The following is a 19,471-nucleotide window of genomic DNA, read 5'->3' on the forward strand; positions in this document are numbered from 1 at the left end:
CCAAAACGCCGCGCCACCTCTCGCCAGCCGAGTCGCCAGCCAAGCTGCCAGCCGACTCGCTACCCAAGCCGCGCCCGATCCGTCGGCTCCGACCAATCCAGCTCCGGCCCGATCGGCACCAGCCCCGACGGGTTGATCCACGTATGCGTCAGAAAGTAGTGCGTCTTGATCTGCTCGAAGTCCGTCGTGCCGCTGAACTCCGGCCTCTGATACAAGTCGCGCGCGTAGCCCCACAGGTTCGGGTAGTCGACAATCCTCCGCAAGTTCGCCTTGAAGTGCGTGGCGTACACAGCGTCGAAGCGCGCCAGCGTGACGAAAAGCCGGACGTCCGACACCGTCAGCCGATCGCCGAACAGATACCTGCGCGTCGACAGACGCTCCTCCACCTCATCGAGCGCTGCGAAAAGCGCGCGCGCCTCCCTCTCATACGCCTCCTGCGACGGGGCGAAGCCGCAGCGGTACGGGCCGTTGTGGATGCGCTCGAACAGGAACTCGTTCAGTTCGTCGATCTCCGGGCGCAGCGGCGCCGGATACAGCTCGACGTCGTTCTCGGCCCAGCGGTCGAAGGAGGTGGCGATGTCCAGGTCCAGGGTGCGGAAGTCGTTGGTCGCGACGCGCCCTTCCCTGCGGTCCCACAGCGTCGGCGCCGACACGTGCCCCTCGAAGCCGGGGTCCGTCGCCTCGTACGCCTCGCGCAGCAGCGCGAAGCCGTTCACCTCGTCCAGCCCGTGCCCCGGCCCCTCGCGGAACGCCCAGCCGCGGCCGTCGCGCATCGGATCCAGGATCGACACCGAGATCACGTCCTGAAGCCCCTTGAGCCCGCGCACGATCATGCTCCGCTGGCAGAACGGGCACGGCTTCGCCACGTACAGGTGGTAGCGACCGGGCTCAGCATCATCGGCGGTGACGCGGTTCGGGAACGCCGGCCCCGGTCGGCCCGTCGGCTTCGAATTCGGCTGGGGCGTCGGTGGCGCCGTGCTCGGCTTCGGCGCGCCGTACGCGCCGTACGTCTCGAAGTCGACAGGGCTCGCAGCACGCGGTGCAACACTCATATCAGCCTGAATCCTTTGCTCTCAGCACTCGATGATCATTTGCCGGAACGCTTCCGATAAGCCCGCTGCCGGCACGAAGCGCCGCAGTAGAGGGCCGGACGTCCCGTCGGTGAGGCGTGAAGAGGCGTGCCGCACTCGGCACACCGAAGGCTCAGAAGGTCCGGCAGGCTCGGAAGGTCCGACAGACCCGACAGCCGCGAAACGCCCGGAGTTTCATAACGCTCGCCGCCCCCGAGAGTACTTTCGTCACACACCAGCGCCCCAGCAACAAGATCCACCAGCCGCACCGACCGCACCCCCTCCCGAGCCCGCGAAGCCGTGGCCGCACCAAGCACCAACGCCCGAACATCCGCCACATCAAGCTCGCCGCGAATCTGCCCGGCCCGCTGCGCCCTCGCCAACAGCGCCCCCAACGCCGCCTCAAAGGCCCGGTTCGCCTCGGGATCCGGTATCAGCCGCTGCTGATCCTCCACATCGACGGACTCGCAGACGGCCTTGTTCACAGCGGCCGCGTCCACAAGCTCCCGAAACAGCGTCATGAACGCACGCCCCGGATCCTCGGCGCGCAGCAGCTCATCGGCACGCTCGGTCATCCACACGAGCCCCCGACTGAACACGGCGCGCAGCAAATCAGCCCGAGTGGGGAAGTGCCGATACACCGTCCCGACCCCAACGCCGGCCCGCTGCGCGATGTCGTCGAAGGACACGGAGATGCCCTGCACGGACAGCATCCCCCGCGCCGTCTCCAGCAGCAGCGCCCGGTTGCGCATCGCATCGGCACGCCGGGGGAGCAGCACGGCACCCTGCGTCTCGCCGCTCGCCGTCATCACGCGCTCCTTGACATACGGAGGGAGTTCTCCATAACGTCCTTCCAGTACCGGAGAGATCTCTCCGGTATCGGGAGTGTACCAGCGTTGTCTTCAATAAGTGGAGGGGCTTTCGTGACACAGCCAGACATGACACAGCCAGACACGCAGTCGGCAGCGACGACCACCGAGGTCATCGAGCGACTGCGAGCAGCGATGGAAAGCGGCCAGAACGACCAGTTCATCTCCCAGTTCGCCCCGGACGCGGTCTACGAGACCCCGTTCGGCCTCGACGGCCCCAAGCGCTGGGAGGGCTTCGAGGCGATCAGCGAGCACCTGCAAGGCGTCGCCGCGAACTCCGCACGCAGCCTCCTGACGTTCGACAAGGTGACCGTGACCGTCCACCCGGGCGCCGACCCGGACCAGGCCACGGCCCAGTTCACCGTCGAGGGCACGGTCAAGGCCACCGGCGAGCCCTTCGTACTGCCCTCCTCGATCGGCGTCATCCGCGTCCACAACGGAAAGATCGCCGGCTACCAGGACTACACCAACACCCTGCGTGGAGCCCAGCTAGTAGGCGGACTGGAGCGATTCGCTGCCATGCTGGTGAAGACAAATGGCTGACCTCAGCGCCCGAAGACGAGGCGAGATACGGGCGAGATAGCGACGAGATAGCGACGAGATAGCGGCGGGATGAAGCCCCGCTACCGCAGCTTCTGCAACGTGACGTCCAGCGCTTCGAGCACATGCTCACGCGCGGCGGCCGCAGCCGCGTCGGGGTCGCGATTCGTGATCGCCTCAAGGATCTTCGCGTGCCCGGCGACGGTGGTGGCGGCCTCTTCCCGCGTGTAGAGCCGCGCGATCTCGTAGTTGAAGAAGTGCTGCGAGTTCCGCTCGTTGACCGCCGCCAACCGGGGATTGCCCGAGGCCACCATGATCGCCTCGTGGAACGCCTCGTTCAGCGTCACGAGCTCCTCGCGGGGCCGGTCCACGATCGCGGGGTCGTCGGCGCCGATCGCCGCGAGCGCCTGCACCGTGGCGGCGTCGGCGCGCTCGGCGGCCAGCCGCGCCGCCATCGCCTCCAGCGCGGCCCGCACCTCGTAGATGTTCTTGATCTCCTCGGCACTGTGTTCGTGCACGACGAAACCCCGGCGCGTCGCCACGACCAGCCCCTCGCTGGCCAGCACCTGCAACGCCTCGCGGACCGGCGTACGCGAGATGTCCAGGCGCTCGGCGAGCTCGCCGGCGACGAGATGGGTGTTCGGCCGGATGCGGCCCGCGATGATGTCGGAGCGCAGTTGCCGGAGGGCTTCTTCTGCGAGGGAGACCGCAGGGGTCATCGGTCCGTGGCTTCCTTCCGGCACGCTTGTGGGAGCAGCCACCCGAGCATAGTGCATGCGATTGTGCATGCACTATGACGGACCGTGGCCGACCAGCACGCCGGGACCCCCAGGACCCCCGAGCCCCCGAAACCGGCCGGAACCCGCCCGCCGCAACCTCAGTACGACTGAAGCTCCACCAAGTGCCCCTCCGGATCCCGCACATGAGCGCTGCGCAGGTTCGGCCCCCAGTCGGGCCGGTCCGTCGGCCCGGCGGCGGCGGTCCCGCCGCTGCGCAGGCACAGCGCGAACACGGCGTCCACATCGTCGACCCGGCTGACCAGCATCACCCAGTCCTGCGACGGCGGGCCCTCCGCCGGCAGGTCCAGCGCGCCTTCCACCGCCAAGTCCAGCGCGCCCTCCACCGGCAGGTCCACCGCGCCGACCGCCTCGGCCCACATCCCACGGTCCGAGAGCACCGCGGCAGCCTGCTCGTTCACCTCCCAGAACGCGTACGGCCCGTTCTCGTCGCCCTTGACCAGCTTCGCGTCGATCAGCTCCGGCAGCACCGCGTTGTAGAACCGGAAGCTCTCGGCGGACCGCCCGACCGGCGGCTGAGGGTAGAAGGCGTCCATGATCCCTCCCAGATAATGGGTCATTCCCTATGATGGGTCCTTACCTACGGTATCCTGAATCGGCGATGCCGCGTCTACAAGCCGCCTGCACTTCAACGATCGTTGAAGCATTTGTCCGGTCCGACTGTCAACTCGATGATTCTCTTGCGCGCACCATGACGCGCCTCACTCGCCGTGTGGCTAAGGGGTACACATGCGAATCTTGAGAAGGGTCCCGGCGCTCGTCGCGGCCGTCGGCCTACTTTTGGGAGCGGCGCCGTCGATGGCGCAGGCCGCGCCGACTCAGTCGACTCGGCCGGCCCAGCCCTCCCACAGCTCCGCCACCGCCAAGCCCAACGACATCTTCGTCTGCACGACCTACTGGGTGATCGGCGCGCGTGGTTCGGGGGAGGGGTACGACGGCAACGTTCATATGGGTCCGCAGCTGAACCAGTACGGTTCGTACGCGGCCGGGGTCCTGCCGGCCGCGCAGACGACGGTCGAGAGCCTGAGGTACGACGCCGTCAACATCGGGCCCGACTACCTCCGGTCCGAGGCTCAGGGCGTCAACAACCTGACCGGCGAGATCGGCAGCATCATCGCCAACTGCCCGAACACGACGATCGGGCTGATGGGCTACTCGCAGGGTGCCCAGGTGGTCCACGACACCGTGAACCGGATCAGCTCCAACGAGCGCGCGCACATCGGCGCGGTGGTGATGCTCGCCGACCCGGAGAGCGTCGGCGGCGCGTCCTACACGATCTCGGTCACCACCGACGGCCAGCCGAGCCATCAGCACGGCGGCGGGGCCGTGTGGCGCAGCTGGCTCGCCGCGGACATCTCGAGCCGGTCCTCCGAGCTGTGTCTGCACGACGACCCGGTGTGCGACGCCGACGGCTTGCTCGATCTCAACGGCAGCCTGGCCACGGCCGCGTTCAACTCCTCGATCCACACCTACTACGGCCAGTGCTGCGGTTCGGGCTCGGGCTACTACAACTTCCCGCAGCTGATCGGCGAGGGCTTCGGCTACCGGCTGATGCAGAACACGATCGGCGGCCCCGGCGGCGGCACGGGCCCCGGTCCCGGCGGCGGTCCCCCCGGCGGTGGCGGCGGTGGCGGGCCGCAACCGGTGACCTCGGTCTACGGCCTCGCCGACGGCACCGTCCTGCAGACCTCCGACACCGGCCGGATCTACAAGATGGTCGGCGGCGCGCCGATCTGGCTGACCAGCTGCGCCGGCGGTCTGTGCCCGAACCCGCTGCCCACGACCCAGGCCGTGATCAACGCCGGACCGGCCGTCCCGGCCAACGGCGCGACCGCGAAGGACGAGGCCGGCAACGTCTTCAAGTTCGCCGGCGGCGCCCCGATCCATCTGGCCAGCTGCGCGGTCGGCTGCGGACGCATGACCCCCATCTCCGCCGGCAGCATCGTCATCAGCGACCACATGCGGCCCGCCCCGGCGGACGGCACCACGATCGTCGACGAGCCCGGGGACGTCTTCAAGTTCGTCGGGAGCGCACCGATCCACCTGACCAGTTGCTCAGTAGGCTGCGGAAGTCCGGTGGGGATCAGCGGCGCGTCCATCGCAGGGCTCGATCACATGCGCGGCCAGCCGAGCGACGGCGCCACGGCGAAGGACGAGGCGGGCAACGTCTTCAAGTTCGCCGGCGGCGCCCCGATCCACCTGGCCAGCTGCGCCCTGGGCTGCGGGAACCCGGTGCCGATCACCGCCGGCAGCATCGTGATCGTCGACCACATGCGGCCCGCGCCGGCCGACGGGACGACGATCATCGACGAGCCGGGGGACATCTTCAAGTTTGTCGGCGGCGCTCCGATCCACCTGGCCAGCTGCGCCGTCGGCTGTGGAAGTCCAGTGGGGATCACCGGCGCGTCCATCGCAGGGCTCGATCACATGCTGCCGGTCCCGGCGGACGGGGCGACCGTCATCGACGAGCCGGGAGACGTCTTCCGCTTCGCCGGCGGCGCGCCGATCCACCTGAGCGACTGCGGCATCGGCTGCGGCGCCCCGGTCCCGATCAGCGGCGCGGCCATCATCACCAACGACCACATGCGCCCGGTCCCGGCCGACAACGCGGTGGTCCGGACCGAGAGCGGCGGGCTCTACAAGTTCGCCGGCGGCGCGCCGTTCTACCTGACGTCCTGCCAGCCCGGCGGCTGCGGCCACTGGGTGCAGGTCAACCAGTGGAGCGTGGACACCCGCGACCACATGAACACGGGCCCGGCCGACGGCACGAACGTGGTCACGGTCGAGGACGGAACGCACTACCAGGCGGCGGCCGGCGAGGTGGACCTCGCCGACCGGTGCAGCGCCGGCGGCTGCGGCTCGGCGGTCATCGTGAATCAGGGCTCGATCACCCCGTACGCGCAGTCGACGGCGAACCGCGGCCCCGGCTTCGGCGAGTTGGCCCGGTACTGGAACGGATCCGACCACTACACCGCGGCCGGCGAAGTCCCGCCCGGATACCGCTTCGAGGGGCCGTTGGGCGTGCTGGAGCGGGCCCAGGTGCCCGGCACCGTGCCGCTCCAGGCCTGCATGTTCCACGGGACCGACGAGTTCAGCTCGCTCGACCCGAACTGCGAGGGCCAGACGGTGATCGGCACCCTCGGCTTCATCTACAGCTCGCCGCCGACCGACCAGCCGTCGCTGCCGTTCTACCGGTGCCTGGTCGCCTCGAACGGCGAGCACTTCGACGCCAGCGACCCGAACTGCGAGGGCCAGACCACCGAACACCTGCTCGGCTACACCATCGCCTACGCCAACTACACCCGCTACAGCAACAGCACCACTCACTGGTCGAGCACCCGCGGCCTGCCGGCGGGCTTCCAGCCGGAGTGGACGTTCGGCATGCTGCCGATGACCCAGCAGCCGGGCACGGTTCCGCTGTTCAGCTGCATGCAGAACGGGACGCTGGAGTTCACCTCGACCGACGCCAACTGTGAGGGGCAGGCGACGGTCGCGCGGATCGGCTTCATCTGGACCACGCAGCCCTCCGGCCTGCCGACCGTGCCGATCTACCGCTGCCTGCTCACCGCCACCGGCGACCACTTCGACTCGTTCGACTCCGGATGCGAGGGTCAGCACACTGAGTTCCAGCTCGGCTATCTGCTTGCCCGGACCCAGTTCTCGCGTACCGTGAGCGACGACGGACACCACCGCTCCACCAACGGCGGCGCGCTGCCGTCGGGGTTCCGGCTGGAAGGCGCCTTCGGCTACCTGTCCTGGACCGCCGAGCCGGGCACGCAGCTGTTGTACAGCTGCCAGTACGCCGGCGGCGAGTTCGACTCGCTCGATCCGACATGCGCCGGGTACACGGTCAACGGGCCGCTCGGCTACATCTGGCAGCAGCCTCCGGCCTCCGTGTCGAGCGCGGAGATCTTCCGGTGCCTCACGACCACCGGGGACCACTTCGACTCGGCCGACCCGAACTGCGAAGGCCAGCACGACGAAGGCCCGTTGGGCTACGTCGAGCAACGAATCTGACCACGGAGACCCTCTCGATGAGACAAGCTCTCACCCGCAAGGTCCGGCTGCTCGTGGCTGCTGCGGCAGCCACGGCGGCCGCCCTCGCGGCGACCACCCCGGTTGCCCGATCAGCAACCGTCCACAGCCATACCTCCGCGGCAGCCCTTCCCTACCCGACCCGCTCCGACGATCGGATCAAGGCCATCCAGCCCGACAACTGGCCGAACCTGGACGAGATCGCCGGCAACAACACCGGCGGCGTGGCGATGAACCTGGTCTGGGCGAGCTGGGAGAGCCAGGTCGTCTCCCCGCCGTGCGCGGCCGGCCAACAGGAGTACGGCAACCACTGCTTCACCATCCCCTCCGACGTCGACTCCGAGATCAGCGCGTGGACCGCGAAGGGCCTGGTCGTCACCGGCGTCGTCTACGGCACCCCGGCGTGGGCGCGCGCCGGTAAGGCATGCACTGCTACAAACATCTTCTGCACGCCGAACAACGCCGCGGACTACGGCCGCTTCGTCGGCATGCTCGCCCAACGCTACGACGGGCAGCACGGCAACGGCCGCGTCGCGGACTTCGTCGTCGACAACGAGGTGAACAGCAACAGCTGGTTCAACATCGGCTGCGGCTCCGGCACGCCGTGCGACGAAACGTCGTGGCTGGACCAGATCGGCGCGAACTACGACGCCGCCTACGACGCGGTCGCGCAGGAGCAGCCGACGGCGAAGGTCCTGATCTCGCTCGATCACTCGTTCGCGGCACCGAACTTCGACCAGCCAGGCGCGGCCAGTCCGGCCCTGTCCGGCATGACGGTGCTTCGCGGCCTGGCGGCCAGAGCCGGGAGCCGCCAGTGGCGCGTGGCGTTCCATCCGTACGCGATCGACTTGCGCAGCAACGCCTTCTCGCCGGACGACTACCCGTACGTCACCTACGGCGACATCGGCGTGCTGGCCGGCTGGCTGCGCGCCACCTTCCCGAACACCCCGAGCAGCTGGGACGTCGAGCTCACCGAGAGTGGTATCAACTCCCTGAGCCCGTCCTCGCCGCAGGCCCAATCCCAGGCGGTCTGCGGCTCCTTCCACAACGTGCTCGGCACGCCCGGGATCAGCAACTACGTCTACCACCGGATGCTGGACCACCCGACCGAGGTCGCCGCCGGGCTCGGCCTGGGGCTGCACAACGCCGACGGCAGCGCGAAGCCCGCCTGGGCGACGTGGGCCCTGGCCAACCGCAACGACCTCAACCCGCCGCAGCTCTCCTGCGGCTTCGAGGCGCTGCCGTACACGACGCTGGTCCGCGGCTACAACCCGAGCCGGGGGCACTGGGCCTCCAGCCGCCTGCTTCCTGCCGGCTTTCACCCCGAGGGGACGTGGCACCTGTACCGTGAGGAGCAGCCCGGGACGTCAATGCTCTACGAATGCAGCGTCGGCGGTGCTGTCGGGCACAACCTGCTCACGCACGACCCGGGCTGTGAGGGGCTGCAGCCGCTCGGACCGGTCGGCTACATCCACACCTCCGCGACGCCGGGCGCCATCGCCCTGTATCGCTGCGTCGTCCCGTCGAACGGCGACCACTTCATCTCGCCGCGATCCGACTGCGAGGGTCAAAGGACCGAACAACTGCTTGGCTACGCAGAGCCCTGACAGGGGAGGGTGCCGTGAAGCTTCTTAGGGCGGTCTCATGGCCTTCTCGCGCCTAGACCTCGGGGACATGAGCCGCCTGCGGGTGAGCGTCATACGCGATCCCGTACCGATGCTGATCTCCCTGCTGGCCGACATCTACGGTGACCGGCCGCAGGGAGTGCCCGAGCCCTGGCGCCGCCTGGTGCGCGGGTCGATGTCGACCGACGCCGCGGCGGTGCTGCGTCCGATGTTCGCGCCGGGTACGCCGGTGCTGCCGGACTGCATCAGCCCGCCGATCCGGTCGAGCGCCGACAGCCCCGACCCCGGCGAGCACCTGGAGCGGGTCCGTGAGGCCGATCCGGATGTCCTGCTGGCCGAGCTGCACGGGATCTTCGGCGACGACGTCCCGCCGCCCTGGCGTCCGGTCGTCGCCGCCCCGGAGCGCTGGCTGCGCGGCGTCGCCGACGTCATGGCCGACACCTGGGACGCCTTCACCCCGTTGTGGAGCCGGGCCACGGAGCTGTTCGACCGCGAGGTCGAGCGGATCGGCGCGGCCGTCGTCCGGGGCGCGCCGGAGGCGGTGCTGCTCGGCCTCGGCTCCCGCCACCACTACCAGGACGGAAGCCTGTACATCGAGGACCGCTACCCGGAGGACTTCGCGCTGGAGGGACGCACGCTCGCCTTCGTGCCGATCATCTCCAGCTCGGCTCCGGCGCTGTGCGAGCTCGACCGCCCCGACCTGGTGTGGATCGGCTACGCCATGCCCGGCCAGGGCCGCCTGCACAGTGCCGCCACGATCCCGGCCCGCGCCGACGCCCTCGGCGTGGCCGTCGGCTCGGCCCGCGCCCTGATCCTCAGGGCCCTGACGACCCCGGCGACGATGTCCGACATCGCCGGCTGGATCGGCGCCACCGCCCCGGCCGCCACCTACCACTGCCGACAGCTGGAGGCCGCCGGGCTGATCATCCGTCGGCGGCAGGGATCGCGGACGGAGGTGCGGCGGACGGTGCGCGGGGAGGCGTTGGTGGACCTGTTCTCGTGAGGGGCGGCAGCAGGTCGTCTGACTTCAACGATTCTTGAACCGGTTGAGCCGCCACCGACCCGAAGCAAGAATTCTAAGGTGAGCGCGGGGGGCCCGAGAACCAGCTCACGACCGTCTGCTTTGTTGCATCCACAACTGCATGCAACAATGAATTCGGTACACGAGGCACGACAAACGGGGAACCATGAATGATCTGTTCGACCTGACCGGTACCGCCGCGGTCGTCACCGGCTCCAGCCGCGGCATCGGGCTGGCGGTCGCCGAAACGCTGCTCGCGCAGGGGGCGCGGGTCTGCGTCAACGGTCACGACACCGCCGAGACCACCCTGGCGTTCAAAGTGCTCAGCGAGCAGTACCCGCCGACCGCCGACGGCGTGCCGCGGGTCGCGCACCTGCCCGGCGACGTCACCGACGCCTCCGTGGCGCAGGGGCTCGTGGGCACGGCCCTGGAGGCGTTCGGGGCCGTCCACCACGTCGTCTGCAACGCCGGCATCGACATCATCAAGCCGGCCGTCGACTACACCGTCGAGGAGTGGGACCGGATCCTGACGGTCAACCTGCGCGGCGCCTTCCAGCCCGCACAGGCCGCCGCACGGCACTGGATCGAGAACGCCGGCGGCGGATCGATCACGATGACTTCCTCAATCGCCGGCTCGGTGGGCATCCCGACCCTGGCCCCCTACGCGGCCAGCAAGGGCGGGATCAACCAGCTCGTCCGCACGCTCGCCGCCGAGTGGGCCCCGCACCGGATCCGCGTCAACGCGGTCGCTCCCGGGTACGTCGCCAACATCATGGACCGCGTCACCGCACACGACGACCCGGCGTCGGAACGGCGCATCGAGACCTTCACGCCGCTGGGCCGGCGCGCGACGGTCGCGGAGATCGCCGCGCCCTACGCCTTCCTCGCCTCCCCGGCCGCGAGCTACGTCACCGGCTCGATTTTGGCCGTCGACGGGGGATACACAGCCGTGTGACCGTGTGACCCGCACAGGGGAGGAAGGGGAGGACAGTCATGCGCCGGAGCGCTCACGCCCTGGAGCCCGATCGCCAGACCATCGAGGCGATGGGACAGGCGATCATGACAAGGATCGCCGACTACATCGACGCGCTGCCCGCCACGCCTGCGAGTCACTTCGGTGACGACGAACAGGTCGTGACCGGGATGCTGCGTCCGCCCGACGAGGCGCCGGGCAACTTCGACGAGCTGCTGGACGTGTTCCGCTACGCCGCCGCGTTCGGGCTCGACCCGGCGCATCCCGGCTACTACGCGTACTTCCCGGCCGGCGGCCTGGTCTCCTCGGCGCTCGCCGACGCCCTGGCCCAGGTCTACAACCGCTTCACCGCGGTGGCGACTCTGGCGCCGGCCCTCGTCGGGATGGAGCACGGGGTTCTGTGCTGGCTGGCCAAGGAGTTCGGGCTTCCTGACGGCGCCAGCGGGCTGATCACCACGGGAGGCTCGCTCGCGACGCTGACGGCTCTGGTCGCGGCACGTGATGACCGGCTCGGTGAGAACTTCGCCGGCGGGACGTTGTACGTCACCGAACACACGCACTACTGCGTGGCGAAGGCGGCGCGGATCGCTGGGCTTCCCGCATCCGCCGTGCGGGTCGTGCCGACGCGGCAGCTTCGTATGGATCCGTCGGCGGCGGCGAGGATGATCCACGAGGATCGCGAGCGCGGCTTCGAGCCTTTTCTGCTGGTCGGTACTGCGGGCACGACGAGCACAGGCAGCGTGGACCCGCTCGCGGAACTCGCCGAGATCGCAGCGGAGGAGTCGCTGTGGTTCCACGTCGACGGCGCCTACGGCGGCGGCCTGCAACTGACGGACCGGGGACGCAAAAGGCTCGCCGGTATCGAGCGTGCTGATTCCATCGTGGTCGATCCGCACAAGAGCCTGTTCTTGCAGTACGGGACCGGGGTCCTGCTGGTGCGCGACACGTCGAAGCTGCTGGCCGCGCATGCCGGCGACGGTCACTATCTGCAGGACGTGCATGAGGTCGACGACATGCCCGACTACGGACACCTCGGGCCCGAGCTGACGCGGGAGTTCTGCGGCCTGCGGCTGTGGCTGCCGTTGCACCTGCACGGCGTGGCCGCGTTCCGTGAGGCGCTGGACGAAAAGCTCGACTTGGCAGGGCTCATATATCGGGAGTTGTCCGCCGATCCGGTATTCGAAGTCCCTTGGAAACCCGACCTGTCGGTGGTGGTATTCCGAATGCGTGGTGACGATGAGGATAGCCAAAGGCTGCTTGAGCGCGTCAACGCGACCGAGCGGATATTCTTGTCCAGTACACGCGTTGAAGGCCGTTTCTTCTTGCGAATGAATCCGACCAGTCATCGCACGCATCTCGATGACGTCCGCAACGCGTTGGCCATTCTCCGGACCTACGCGCGGACCTGACGGCTGTGAGAGAGCAGTGACAGACAGGATGCTGACTGGAGTCGTCATCGACGCGCTCGACGTCGCGGCGGTGGAGCGTTTCTGGACCGAGGCGACGCTCGGGCGTACCGACGGCCTGAGCCTCCGGTTCGCCGCGACCGACCGGCCGAAGACCGGCAAGAACCGGCTCCACCTCGACCTGGCCGGCGGTCCCGACTGGCTGGCCGAAGTCGAGCGGCTGCTGGGGCTCGGTGCTACGCGTGCTGATATCGGGCAGGGTGATGTGCCCTGGGATGTGCTGGCCGATTCGGAGGGCAACGAGTTCTGCGTTCTGCGCCCCGGGCACCCCGGCGTGCTCGCCGACGCCGGACTCGTCGCGATCTGCCTGGACATGGCGGCGGAGGACCACGCCGAGCAGTCGGCGTTCTGGACGGCTCGTACCGGTTGGACGCACTTCGAATCCGGCGATTGGGGCTTCCGGCTGCGGCGCGCCGACGACAGCCCGGTGTCCCTGGTGATGGGTCCGCCGGCGGCGGTGAAGACGGGACGCAACCGGCTGCGGCTGGAAGTTCTCGCCCCGGATCTGGAGACCGGCGAACTGCTCGATCCCGCCGGGAACGAGTTCCATGTGCGGAGCGGCGCTACTTCGCGGGGCTAGTTGTGGTGCCGTCCGGCCCCAGCTGCTCGACCTGGTAGCCGTCCGGGTAGCTCGGTGCCGTGCCGAGCGTGAGATACGGCTCCGTGCGCGGTGCCTTCCACGCCTCGGCCGTGGCCCGCAACCGAATCAGGCTGTTGACGAGCGTGCGCACCGGCAGCGAAGGAGTCGGGGCGCCGACGGCCGCCCGGAGCGACGGCGTCAGCAGCGTGTCGGCGACCGGTCCGGCCAGTCCCTTGAGCCGGTCGGGCAGGCGGCCGGCGAACAGGCCGCGCGTGGCCGCCATCAGGGCTTCGGCGGCGGCGGTGTGTCCGAAGTGTTCGGCCTCGTAGGTGTCGAGCAGCTTCTCGAATCCGGCGTAGTCGGCGGGGATGTCGCTGACGTTCATCAGCGTGCCGAGGCGCCGGTAGAACTCGACGGTCGCGGTGCGCTCGTGGCAGCACAGCGGGCGCCAGCCGGTGCGGTCGATCCAGCGCGTCGGCACGACGACGAACGTGGCCAGCACGTACCGGTAGTCGTCGGCGGATATCTCGAAGCGGTGGTGTATCTGGTTCAGGCGCTTCACGGCGGCCCGGCCGCGCTCCGCCTCCAGGCCGTGGGTGATCATCTCGTACATCAGCAGGCCGGTGTCGTCCGCGCGCTTGCGCGTGCGCTCGGTCATCTCGCCGGTCGAGTACAGCAGCTCGGCGATGGCCGGGATGCCGAACGTGCGGTAGAACGCCAGGTTCAGCCCCAGCATCGTCTCCCAGCCGAACTCGTACTGCGCGACGGTGCGGTAGATCTCCTCGTGGTCCTCGACCGGGTCCAGGGTGCGGACGTGTTTGAGGCGGGCCAGGTCGCGGTTGCGCATGGGTTCGGATCCTACCGGGCGTCGGGCGGTCCGGACGTGCCTGGCGCTGCAGGGGCCTGATTCGTGCCCTCGCCGCCCGTGCGAGGGGGGCGGCGAGGGCACGAACCGGCCGACCGGCGCGCCCGCGAACGGGCTGACCGGCTGGCCGGCTGACCGGCGAGGGCGCGAACCGGCCGATCGTCGCTCAGTGTCCTCCGGTCCCGGTGCTCCACAGCGTCGCGCCGCTCGAACTGAAGATGACGGTGTTGCCGTCGTTCTGCACCGTGAGGTGGGCGCCGTTGTTGCCGGCCGTGTTGCTGGCCCACAGCGGGGAGCCGTTGCCGTCGTAGATCACGAAGTTTCCGTCGCCCTGCAGGATCGCCCGCGCGCTGGCCTTACCGACGGTGTTCGAGGCCCAGAGCGCCGTGCTGCCTTGGTAGAGCACGAGGTTGCCGTCGCCTTGCAGGATCAGCGTGAAGCGGCCGTCGCAGGAGAGCGTGGACTGGTTCACCGTGAGCTGCTGGTTGGCGGTCAGCGTCCCGCAGCCGCCGCCACCACCACCGCCGCCGCTGGAGCCCTGCGGCGGGGTGGGCCGCGTCGAGGTGAGGGCGAGCTGGCCCTTGAGCATCCGGCCGCCGTCGCCGGTCAGGCGCATGTAATAGTCCGCGCTGCACGCCGTGCCGTCCTCGTCCAGGGAGAGCAGGCCGGAGTTGGTGGGGACGTACGCCTGGGTCGGGGCGGTGTTGAGGATCTGGTTGCCCTCGCCGTACTCGTCGAACATGGAGATGTAGATGCCCTGGGCGCCGACGCGGACCATGTTGTAGAACTGCGCCCACATGAAGTCGCCGTGCGCGCGCTGGCGGGCCGAGAGGTCGCCGGGCAGGACGCAGGGCTGGTAGTCGATGCCGTTGGAGTTGCAGTAGGACTGGTCGCCGACGTTGACGTTTGTGTAGAAGTTGTTCGAGTCGTTGACGGAGCCGATGCGGCCGACCATCCAAGGCGAGATCATGTTGAAGGCCGAGTAGGCGCTCTGGTAACCCGAGCGCGAGTCGTTCACGCCGGTGCGCCAGTAGGTCGGGACGCCGCCCATCACGTAGCAGCCCTGGTCCTTGAACCACTGCACGACCGACAGACAGTCGGCGGCAGACCAGGGGTGGTTGGCGTCGTTGAAGCCGAAGCCCCAGATGCCCACCACGGGCTTGCCGTTCTGGTGCGCGTACGCCGAGGACGAGGCGTACTGCGACATCACGTTCGTCCAGTCGGCGGGCATCTCGGTCTTCATGTTCGTCCAGCCCGAGGCGTCGTACATGATGTAGAACTTGCGGCCGTACTGCTGCGCGGCGGTGTTGACCTTGGCGGTGACCGCGTTGCGGGTCGGGCCCTCGCTGCCGTTCGGGTCGAAGCGTTGGAGCGCCGCGGTGTCGCAGCCGTGCTGCTGCATCAGCGAGAAGTGCGCGTTGACCGTGGACTGGTCGTAGGAGGAGAAGAGGTTCGGCGCGGCGCCGTTGCCCAGATTGGCGTAGCCGGTCCGGTAGCCGTTGCTGTATATGGACATGTCCGGCCACGCCTTGAGGTTCTGGTTGCTCGGCGTCGGGGCCTGCGACTCGTTCTGGCTCCAGTGCCACCACGCGTTGATCGGCGCCCCGTCGCCGATGCAGGCGAACCAGCCCTGGTAGCCGACCGTGATCTTGCCGACCACGTCCCCGGCGGCCGAGGCCGCGGGCCTGGCGGGTGCGGCGGCGGGTGCGGCCGCGGGTCCGGCGAAGGCCGAGGTCAGCTCGCTGCCGGCGACGGCCGCGAGGGCCGTGCCGGTCAGGGCCGAGGAAAGCAGGGTGCGTCGGGAGAGCGTCATCGACAGCCTCACTCGAATCAGGGGGTTGAGTGGGAAGGGGCACGGTCAAAATACCGCCCGATTCCGGGTGATGGAGTCAAGACTTTGCCAAGAAAAGGGCAGGAGAATCTGATTTCGGGCGAGAGGAAACGGTCGATTAAGTTCTCGAAGCCGCATGTTGTCAAGAAAGACGGTTGACGTGTCCGGGAAGTGAATTCCTGACCGGCGCGAGCCTCACGCGTCCCGGGTCGCGCGCCAAGCGCCGGCACCCACGAACACGACCAGGTAGAGGCCGAGGTCGAACAGCGCGAAGGCGAGCGACGGGATGCGCGCGGCGTGCGCCCCGGTCGTCGGCGTGAGCGTGGCGAGCCGCGTGGCGGCGTTGATCGGCGTGAGGTGGTCGAGCAGGTAGGAGCTGCCCTCGAAGGTGCGCGCGACCGGGTACGTGAGGAAGATCAGCGCGAACATCGCCGACAACGCCGCCGCGGTATGGCGGAGCAACGCGCCCAGCCCGAACCCGGCCATCGCCACGACGGCCATGTAAAGCCCGGCGCACGCGACGGCCCGCAGCACGTGGGGCTCGGTGAGCGAGATGCTCAGGTGACGGCGCCGGAGCACTACCTGCCCGAGCAGGAACGTGCCGAAGGCGAGGAGCTCCGAGAGCGCCAGCGCGAACCCACCGAGCGTCAGCGCCCTGGCGAGGTAACCCCGTGCCCGCCGCGGCACGGCGGTGAGCGTGGTGCGGATCATGCCGGTGGCGTACTCATTGGTGACGGCCAGCACCCCGAGCGCACCGAGCGCGAGCTCACCGAACTGGAAGCCGCTGAGCGGATCCCCGACCGGATCGAACGCCGCACGATCCGCGGCGGACATGGTGGCCCAGTGCCCGGTGACGGACAGGACATCCATCAGCCCGACCCCCACACTCAGGACGATCGCGATCGCGACGGTGATGGTGGTGAGGCTGGTCATTGGTGGTCTCCTTGGAGTTGGCGAAACCGAGAGTGGCGAAGCGCGAACAACGGTCGCGAGCGGTGAACAATGAGTCGGCTGGCGCCGGGGCAGAGCTGGCGGCGAATGTTGGGCGGCGGCTGGCGAGTATCGGGCGGGCGTGCGGCGCAAGCGAATGGCGTGCGGCGTGTGTGGCAGGTTGCGCTGGTGCGGTGCGGTGCGGTGCGGTGCGGTGCGGTGCGGTGCGGTGCGGTGCGGTGCGGTGCGGTGCGGTGTTGTTGCTGTGGTCTGTGGTCTGTGGTCTGTGGTCTGTGGTCTGTGGTCTGTGGTCTGTGGTCTGTGGTCGTGCGGTGCTGCGGCATCACCTACTGCCGTGCCCGCCGCGGCTAAGAAAGCGCCCGGTACTCCACCTCCGAGGCGGTCAGCCGCATGTAGGCGTCCTCCAGCGAGGCGCCCGGCCCGGCGTCGGCGAGGAAGCGCGCTGCCTCGGTGTCGGCGAGCAGCCGACCGCGGCCGATGATGATCAGGTGGTCGGCGGTCAGGGCCATCTCGCTGATCAGGTGGCTGGAGACCAGTACCGCTCGTCCTTCGGCGGCCAGGGACTTCATCAGGGTGCGGATCCAGCGCACTCCCTCCGGGTCCAGGCCGTTGACCGGTTCGTCCAGCAGGAGCACCGGCGGGTCGCCAAGCAGGGCGGCGGCGATCCCGAGCCGCTGTCGCATGCCCAGCGAGAACGATCCGACCCGCTTGCCCGCCACGCCTGCCAGCCCCGTCACCTCCAGCACGTGCTGCACGCGGCTGGCGGGCAGGCGGTTGCTCGTCGCCAGCCACGCCAGGTGGTCGCGGGCTCGGCGGCCGGGGTGGACGGCGCCGGCGTCCAGCAGCGCGCCGACCTCGCGCAGCGGCTGGGGCAGGGTGCGGAAGGGGCGGCCGTGGATCAGGGCGCGGCCGGCGTGCGGCGTGTCCAGGCCCAGGATCAAGCGCAGCGTCGTGGACTTGCCGGCGCCGTTCGGGCCGAGGAAGCCGGTGACCTTGCCCGGCGCGACCTGGAAGCTGAGGTCGTGGACCGCCGTATCGCGGCCGAATCGCCTGGTCAGGCCGTGGACTTCGATCGGCGGCGGGGAGCTGGAGAGGTTCATGGGCCAACCGTGCCCGCCCGCCGGATCCGGCACATCTACCTGCGGCCAGGTTGCGCCTATGCCCGCGGGCATACGCCGGGAGAACGATGCCGCGCCCGCCGCACGTGCCTACGCTGACCGGTATGGATCTTCCCGCAGCTCCGCCACTGTTCGCCTGGGTGCGTCCGGCGTGGTGGCGGGCTGCGGACACCGCGGCGGCGGTGTTCTTCGGCGCGGCATCCGCCCTGCTGCTGGCCAAGCACGCCGACGGCGCGTTGCCCCTGCTCGGCGCGCTCGTCGGCGCCGTAGCGCTGGCCTGGCCGATCGCCGCCCGCTCCCGACGCCCCGGACCAGCGTTTCTGCTCTCCCTCGCGACGCTGGCAGCCATCGCCGCCTGGCAGCCGCGCTCGGCCCCCGCCGCGTTCGTCCCGCTCGGTATCACGCTCTACGCGCTGGCCACACGCGCCAAACCGCCCGTCGCGATCGCCACACTGTGCGCCGCGATCGCCGCCGCCACAGCCACGGCACTACCCGACTTCAAGCATTCCGGCGGCGCAGTCCTGTTCGGCTCGATCTACCTTGTGGTCTGGACGATCGGCTTCGCAGTCGGAATGCACCGCCGCTACACCACCCTCACCCTCCGTACCCAACTCGACCGCCAACGCATGGACATCGCTCGCGAACTCCACGACGTCGTCGCCCACCACATGAGCGTCATCACCGTCCAAGCGGGCTACGGCGGTCTGCTCCTCGACGACGACAATGACGACGCCGCCACCCCCGACGTGGCGCGCGCCAGAGAAGCACTGGCCGTCATCGAAACGACCGGCCGCCAGGCCCTGGAAGAGATGCGCCGCCTGGTCGAGGTACTGCAAGCCGAACACGGCTCCCCGCCAGAAGCGGGCCTTGCCCCCGCGCCGGGCCTCGCCGACCTGCCGCGCCTGATCGACCACGCCGCGAACGCCGGCGTCCGCGTGACGCTGACGATGACCGGCACCGAGCGCGACCTACCACCCGGCGAGTCGCTCGCCGCCTACCGCATCATCCAGGAAGCCCTGACCAACGTGATCAAGCACGCCGGCACCGACTCGGCCACGCTGAACCTCCACTTCACCGAAGACCACGTCGAGATCCAAGTGAGTAACGGTCCTGCGAAGCCCAAGCGCAGCAGCCTCCAAGACGCGCCGCGATCCCCAGGCCGCGGCACCGCCGGAATGCGCGAGCGCGCGCAGCTCTACGGCGGCGAACTCCACGCCGGCCCCACCCCCGACGGCGGCTACCGCGTCCACGCACGTCTGCCGCTGCCGTCCCGCGCAGAAACGCCGTCGGCGCCATGACCCTGCGCGTCCTGGTCGCCGACGACCAACACCTGCTCCGCGCCGGCATCAGCGGAATCCTCCGAGCCGCCCCGGACATCGAGGTCGTCGGCGAGGCGCGCGACGGCGAGGAAGCTGTCGAGCTCACGCAAACCCACCACCCCGACGTGACGCTCATGGACATCCGCATGCCCGTCCTCGACGGCATCGAGGCCACCCGCCGCATCATCGCCGCCACCCCCGATGCCAGGGTCCTGATCCTGACCACCTTCGACCTCGACGCCTACGTCTACGACGCCCTACGCGGCGGCGCCAGCGGCTTCCTCCTCAAGGACACCCCACCCCGCAAGACCGCGACGGCCTGGCAGACTACCGTCGATGACAGACCTGACCGCCACCGATTTTCCGCCCGGCCCGCTGCGGGCCGAGGCGCGGATCGACCTGGACGCGATC

Annotated in this window: 17 protein-coding genes; 9 read left to right on the forward strand and 8 right to left on the reverse strand. The window is 69.3% G+C overall.

The window, feature by feature from the left end; all coding sequences use genetic code 11:
* Positions 1-59: 59 nt before the first annotated feature.
* Both GWK61_RS39335 and GWK61_RS39340 read right to left on the reverse strand, forming a co-directional pair.
* Positions 60-1,052, reverse strand: a complete 993-nt coding sequence (locus GWK61_RS39335) for a glutathione S-transferase family protein (RefSeq protein WP_194916807.1) — start codon at positions 1,050-1,052, stop codon at positions 60-62.
* 35 nt (positions 1,053-1,087) lie between these two features.
* Positions 1,088-1,879, reverse strand: a complete 792-nt coding sequence (locus GWK61_RS39340) for a TetR/AcrR family transcriptional regulator (RefSeq protein WP_194916808.1) — start codon at positions 1,877-1,879, stop codon at positions 1,088-1,090.
* A 129-nt stretch (positions 1,880-2,008) separates the two neighbouring features.
* On the opposite strand from GWK61_RS39340, the gene GWK61_RS39345 reads away from it, so the two are divergent.
* Positions 2,009-2,482 (forward strand): nuclear transport factor 2 family protein, encoded by a 474-nt coding sequence (locus GWK61_RS39345; RefSeq protein ID WP_194916809.1) that lies wholly within the window; start codon positions 2,009-2,011, stop codon positions 2,480-2,482.
* A gap of 80 nt (positions 2,483-2,562) precedes the next feature.
* On the opposite strand, the gene GWK61_RS39350 is transcribed toward GWK61_RS39345, so the two are convergent.
* A complete protein-coding gene (locus GWK61_RS39350) occupies positions 2,563-3,198 on the reverse strand; it encodes a GntR family transcriptional regulator (protein ID WP_194916810.1) in 636 nt (211 codons plus the stop codon).
* Positions 3,199-3,356: 158 nt separating this feature from the next.
* Positions 3,357-3,812 (reverse strand): VOC family protein, encoded by a 456-nt coding sequence (locus tag GWK61_RS39355; protein ID WP_194916811.1) that lies wholly within the window; start codon positions 3,810-3,812, stop codon positions 3,357-3,359.
* A 193-nt stretch (positions 3,813-4,005) separates the two neighbouring features.
* Between GWK61_RS39355 and GWK61_RS39360 the strand changes: the two genes are divergently transcribed.
* The 6 genes from GWK61_RS39360 to GWK61_RS39385 all read left to right on the forward strand — a co-directional run bounded on the left by GWK61_RS39360 (position 4,006) and on the right by GWK61_RS39385 (position 12,976).
* Positions 4,006-7,293, forward strand: a complete 3,288-nt coding sequence (locus GWK61_RS39360; protein WP_194916812.1) for a cutinase family protein — start codon at positions 4,006-4,008, stop codon at positions 7,291-7,293.
* Positions 7,294-7,310: 17 nt separating this feature from the next.
* Positions 7,311-8,918 (forward strand): DUF5722 domain-containing protein, encoded by a 1,608-nt coding sequence (locus GWK61_RS39365; protein WP_228563684.1) that lies wholly within the window; start codon positions 7,311-7,313, stop codon positions 8,916-8,918.
* Between the two features lie 37 nt (positions 8,919-8,955).
* Complete coding sequence (locus tag GWK61_RS39370) at positions 8,956-9,939, forward strand: winged helix-turn-helix domain-containing protein (protein WP_194916813.1); 984 nt, start codon at positions 8,956-8,958, stop codon at positions 9,937-9,939.
* A gap of 184 nt (positions 9,940-10,123) precedes the next feature.
* Positions 10,124-10,912, forward strand: a complete 789-nt coding sequence (locus tag GWK61_RS39375) for an SDR family NAD(P)-dependent oxidoreductase (protein WP_194916814.1) — start codon at positions 10,124-10,126, stop codon at positions 10,910-10,912.
* Positions 10,913-10,950: 38 nt separating this feature from the next.
* Positions 10,951-12,339: a pyridoxal phosphate-dependent decarboxylase family protein gene (locus tag GWK61_RS39380; RefSeq protein ID WP_194916815.1), complete on the forward strand. Its 1,389-nt coding sequence runs from the start codon at positions 10,951-10,953 to the stop codon at positions 12,337-12,339.
* A 28-nt stretch (positions 12,340-12,367) separates the two neighbouring features.
* Positions 12,368-12,976 carry a VOC family protein gene (locus GWK61_RS39385; RefSeq protein ID WP_194916816.1) on the forward strand — a complete coding sequence of 203 codons (609 nt, stop codon included), beginning with the start codon at positions 12,368-12,370 and terminating at the stop codon, positions 12,974-12,976.
* On the opposite strand, the gene GWK61_RS39390 is transcribed toward GWK61_RS39385, so the two are convergent.
* The 4 genes from GWK61_RS39390 to GWK61_RS39405 all read right to left on the reverse strand — a co-directional run bounded on the left by GWK61_RS39390 (position 12,960) and on the right by GWK61_RS39405 (position 17,723).
* Positions 12,960-13,823 carry an oxygenase MpaB family protein gene (locus GWK61_RS39390; RefSeq protein WP_194916817.1) on the reverse strand — a complete coding sequence of 288 codons (864 nt, stop codon included), beginning with the start codon at positions 13,821-13,823 and terminating at the stop codon, positions 12,960-12,962. The genes GWK61_RS39385 and GWK61_RS39390 overlap by 17 nt on opposite strands.
* A 184-nt stretch (positions 13,824-14,007) precedes the next feature.
* Positions 14,008-15,654, reverse strand: a complete 1,647-nt coding sequence (locus GWK61_RS39395; RefSeq protein WP_194916818.1) for a lectin — start codon at positions 15,652-15,654, stop codon at positions 14,008-14,010.
* Between the two features lie 213 nt (positions 15,655-15,867).
* Positions 15,868-16,605 carry an ABC transporter permease gene (locus tag GWK61_RS39400; RefSeq protein ID WP_194916819.1) on the reverse strand — a complete coding sequence of 246 codons (738 nt, stop codon included), beginning with the start codon at positions 16,603-16,605 and terminating at the stop codon, positions 15,868-15,870.
* A gap of 365 nt (positions 16,606-16,970) precedes the next feature.
* Positions 16,971-17,723 carry an ABC transporter ATP-binding protein gene (locus tag GWK61_RS39405; RefSeq protein ID WP_194916820.1) on the reverse strand — a complete coding sequence of 251 codons (753 nt, stop codon included), beginning with the start codon at positions 17,721-17,723 and terminating at the stop codon, positions 16,971-16,973.
* Positions 17,724-17,845: 122 nt separating this feature from the next.
* On the opposite strand from GWK61_RS39405, the gene GWK61_RS39410 reads away from it, so the two are divergent.
* Positions 17,846-19,039: a sensor histidine kinase gene (locus GWK61_RS39410; RefSeq protein ID WP_194916821.1), complete on the forward strand. Its 1,194-nt coding sequence runs from the start codon at positions 17,846-17,848 to the stop codon at positions 19,037-19,039.
* A partial coding sequence (locus GWK61_RS39415) for a response regulator (RefSeq protein WP_194916822.1) occupies positions 19,036-19,471 on the forward strand: 436 nt, incomplete at its 3' end. The genes GWK61_RS39410 and GWK61_RS39415, both read left to right, overlap by 4 nt.

It is taken from the genome of Catenulispora rubra (assembly GCF_015356825.1).
GTDB lineage: Bacteria > Actinomycetota > Actinomycetes > Streptomycetales > Catenulisporaceae > Catenulispora > Catenulispora rubra.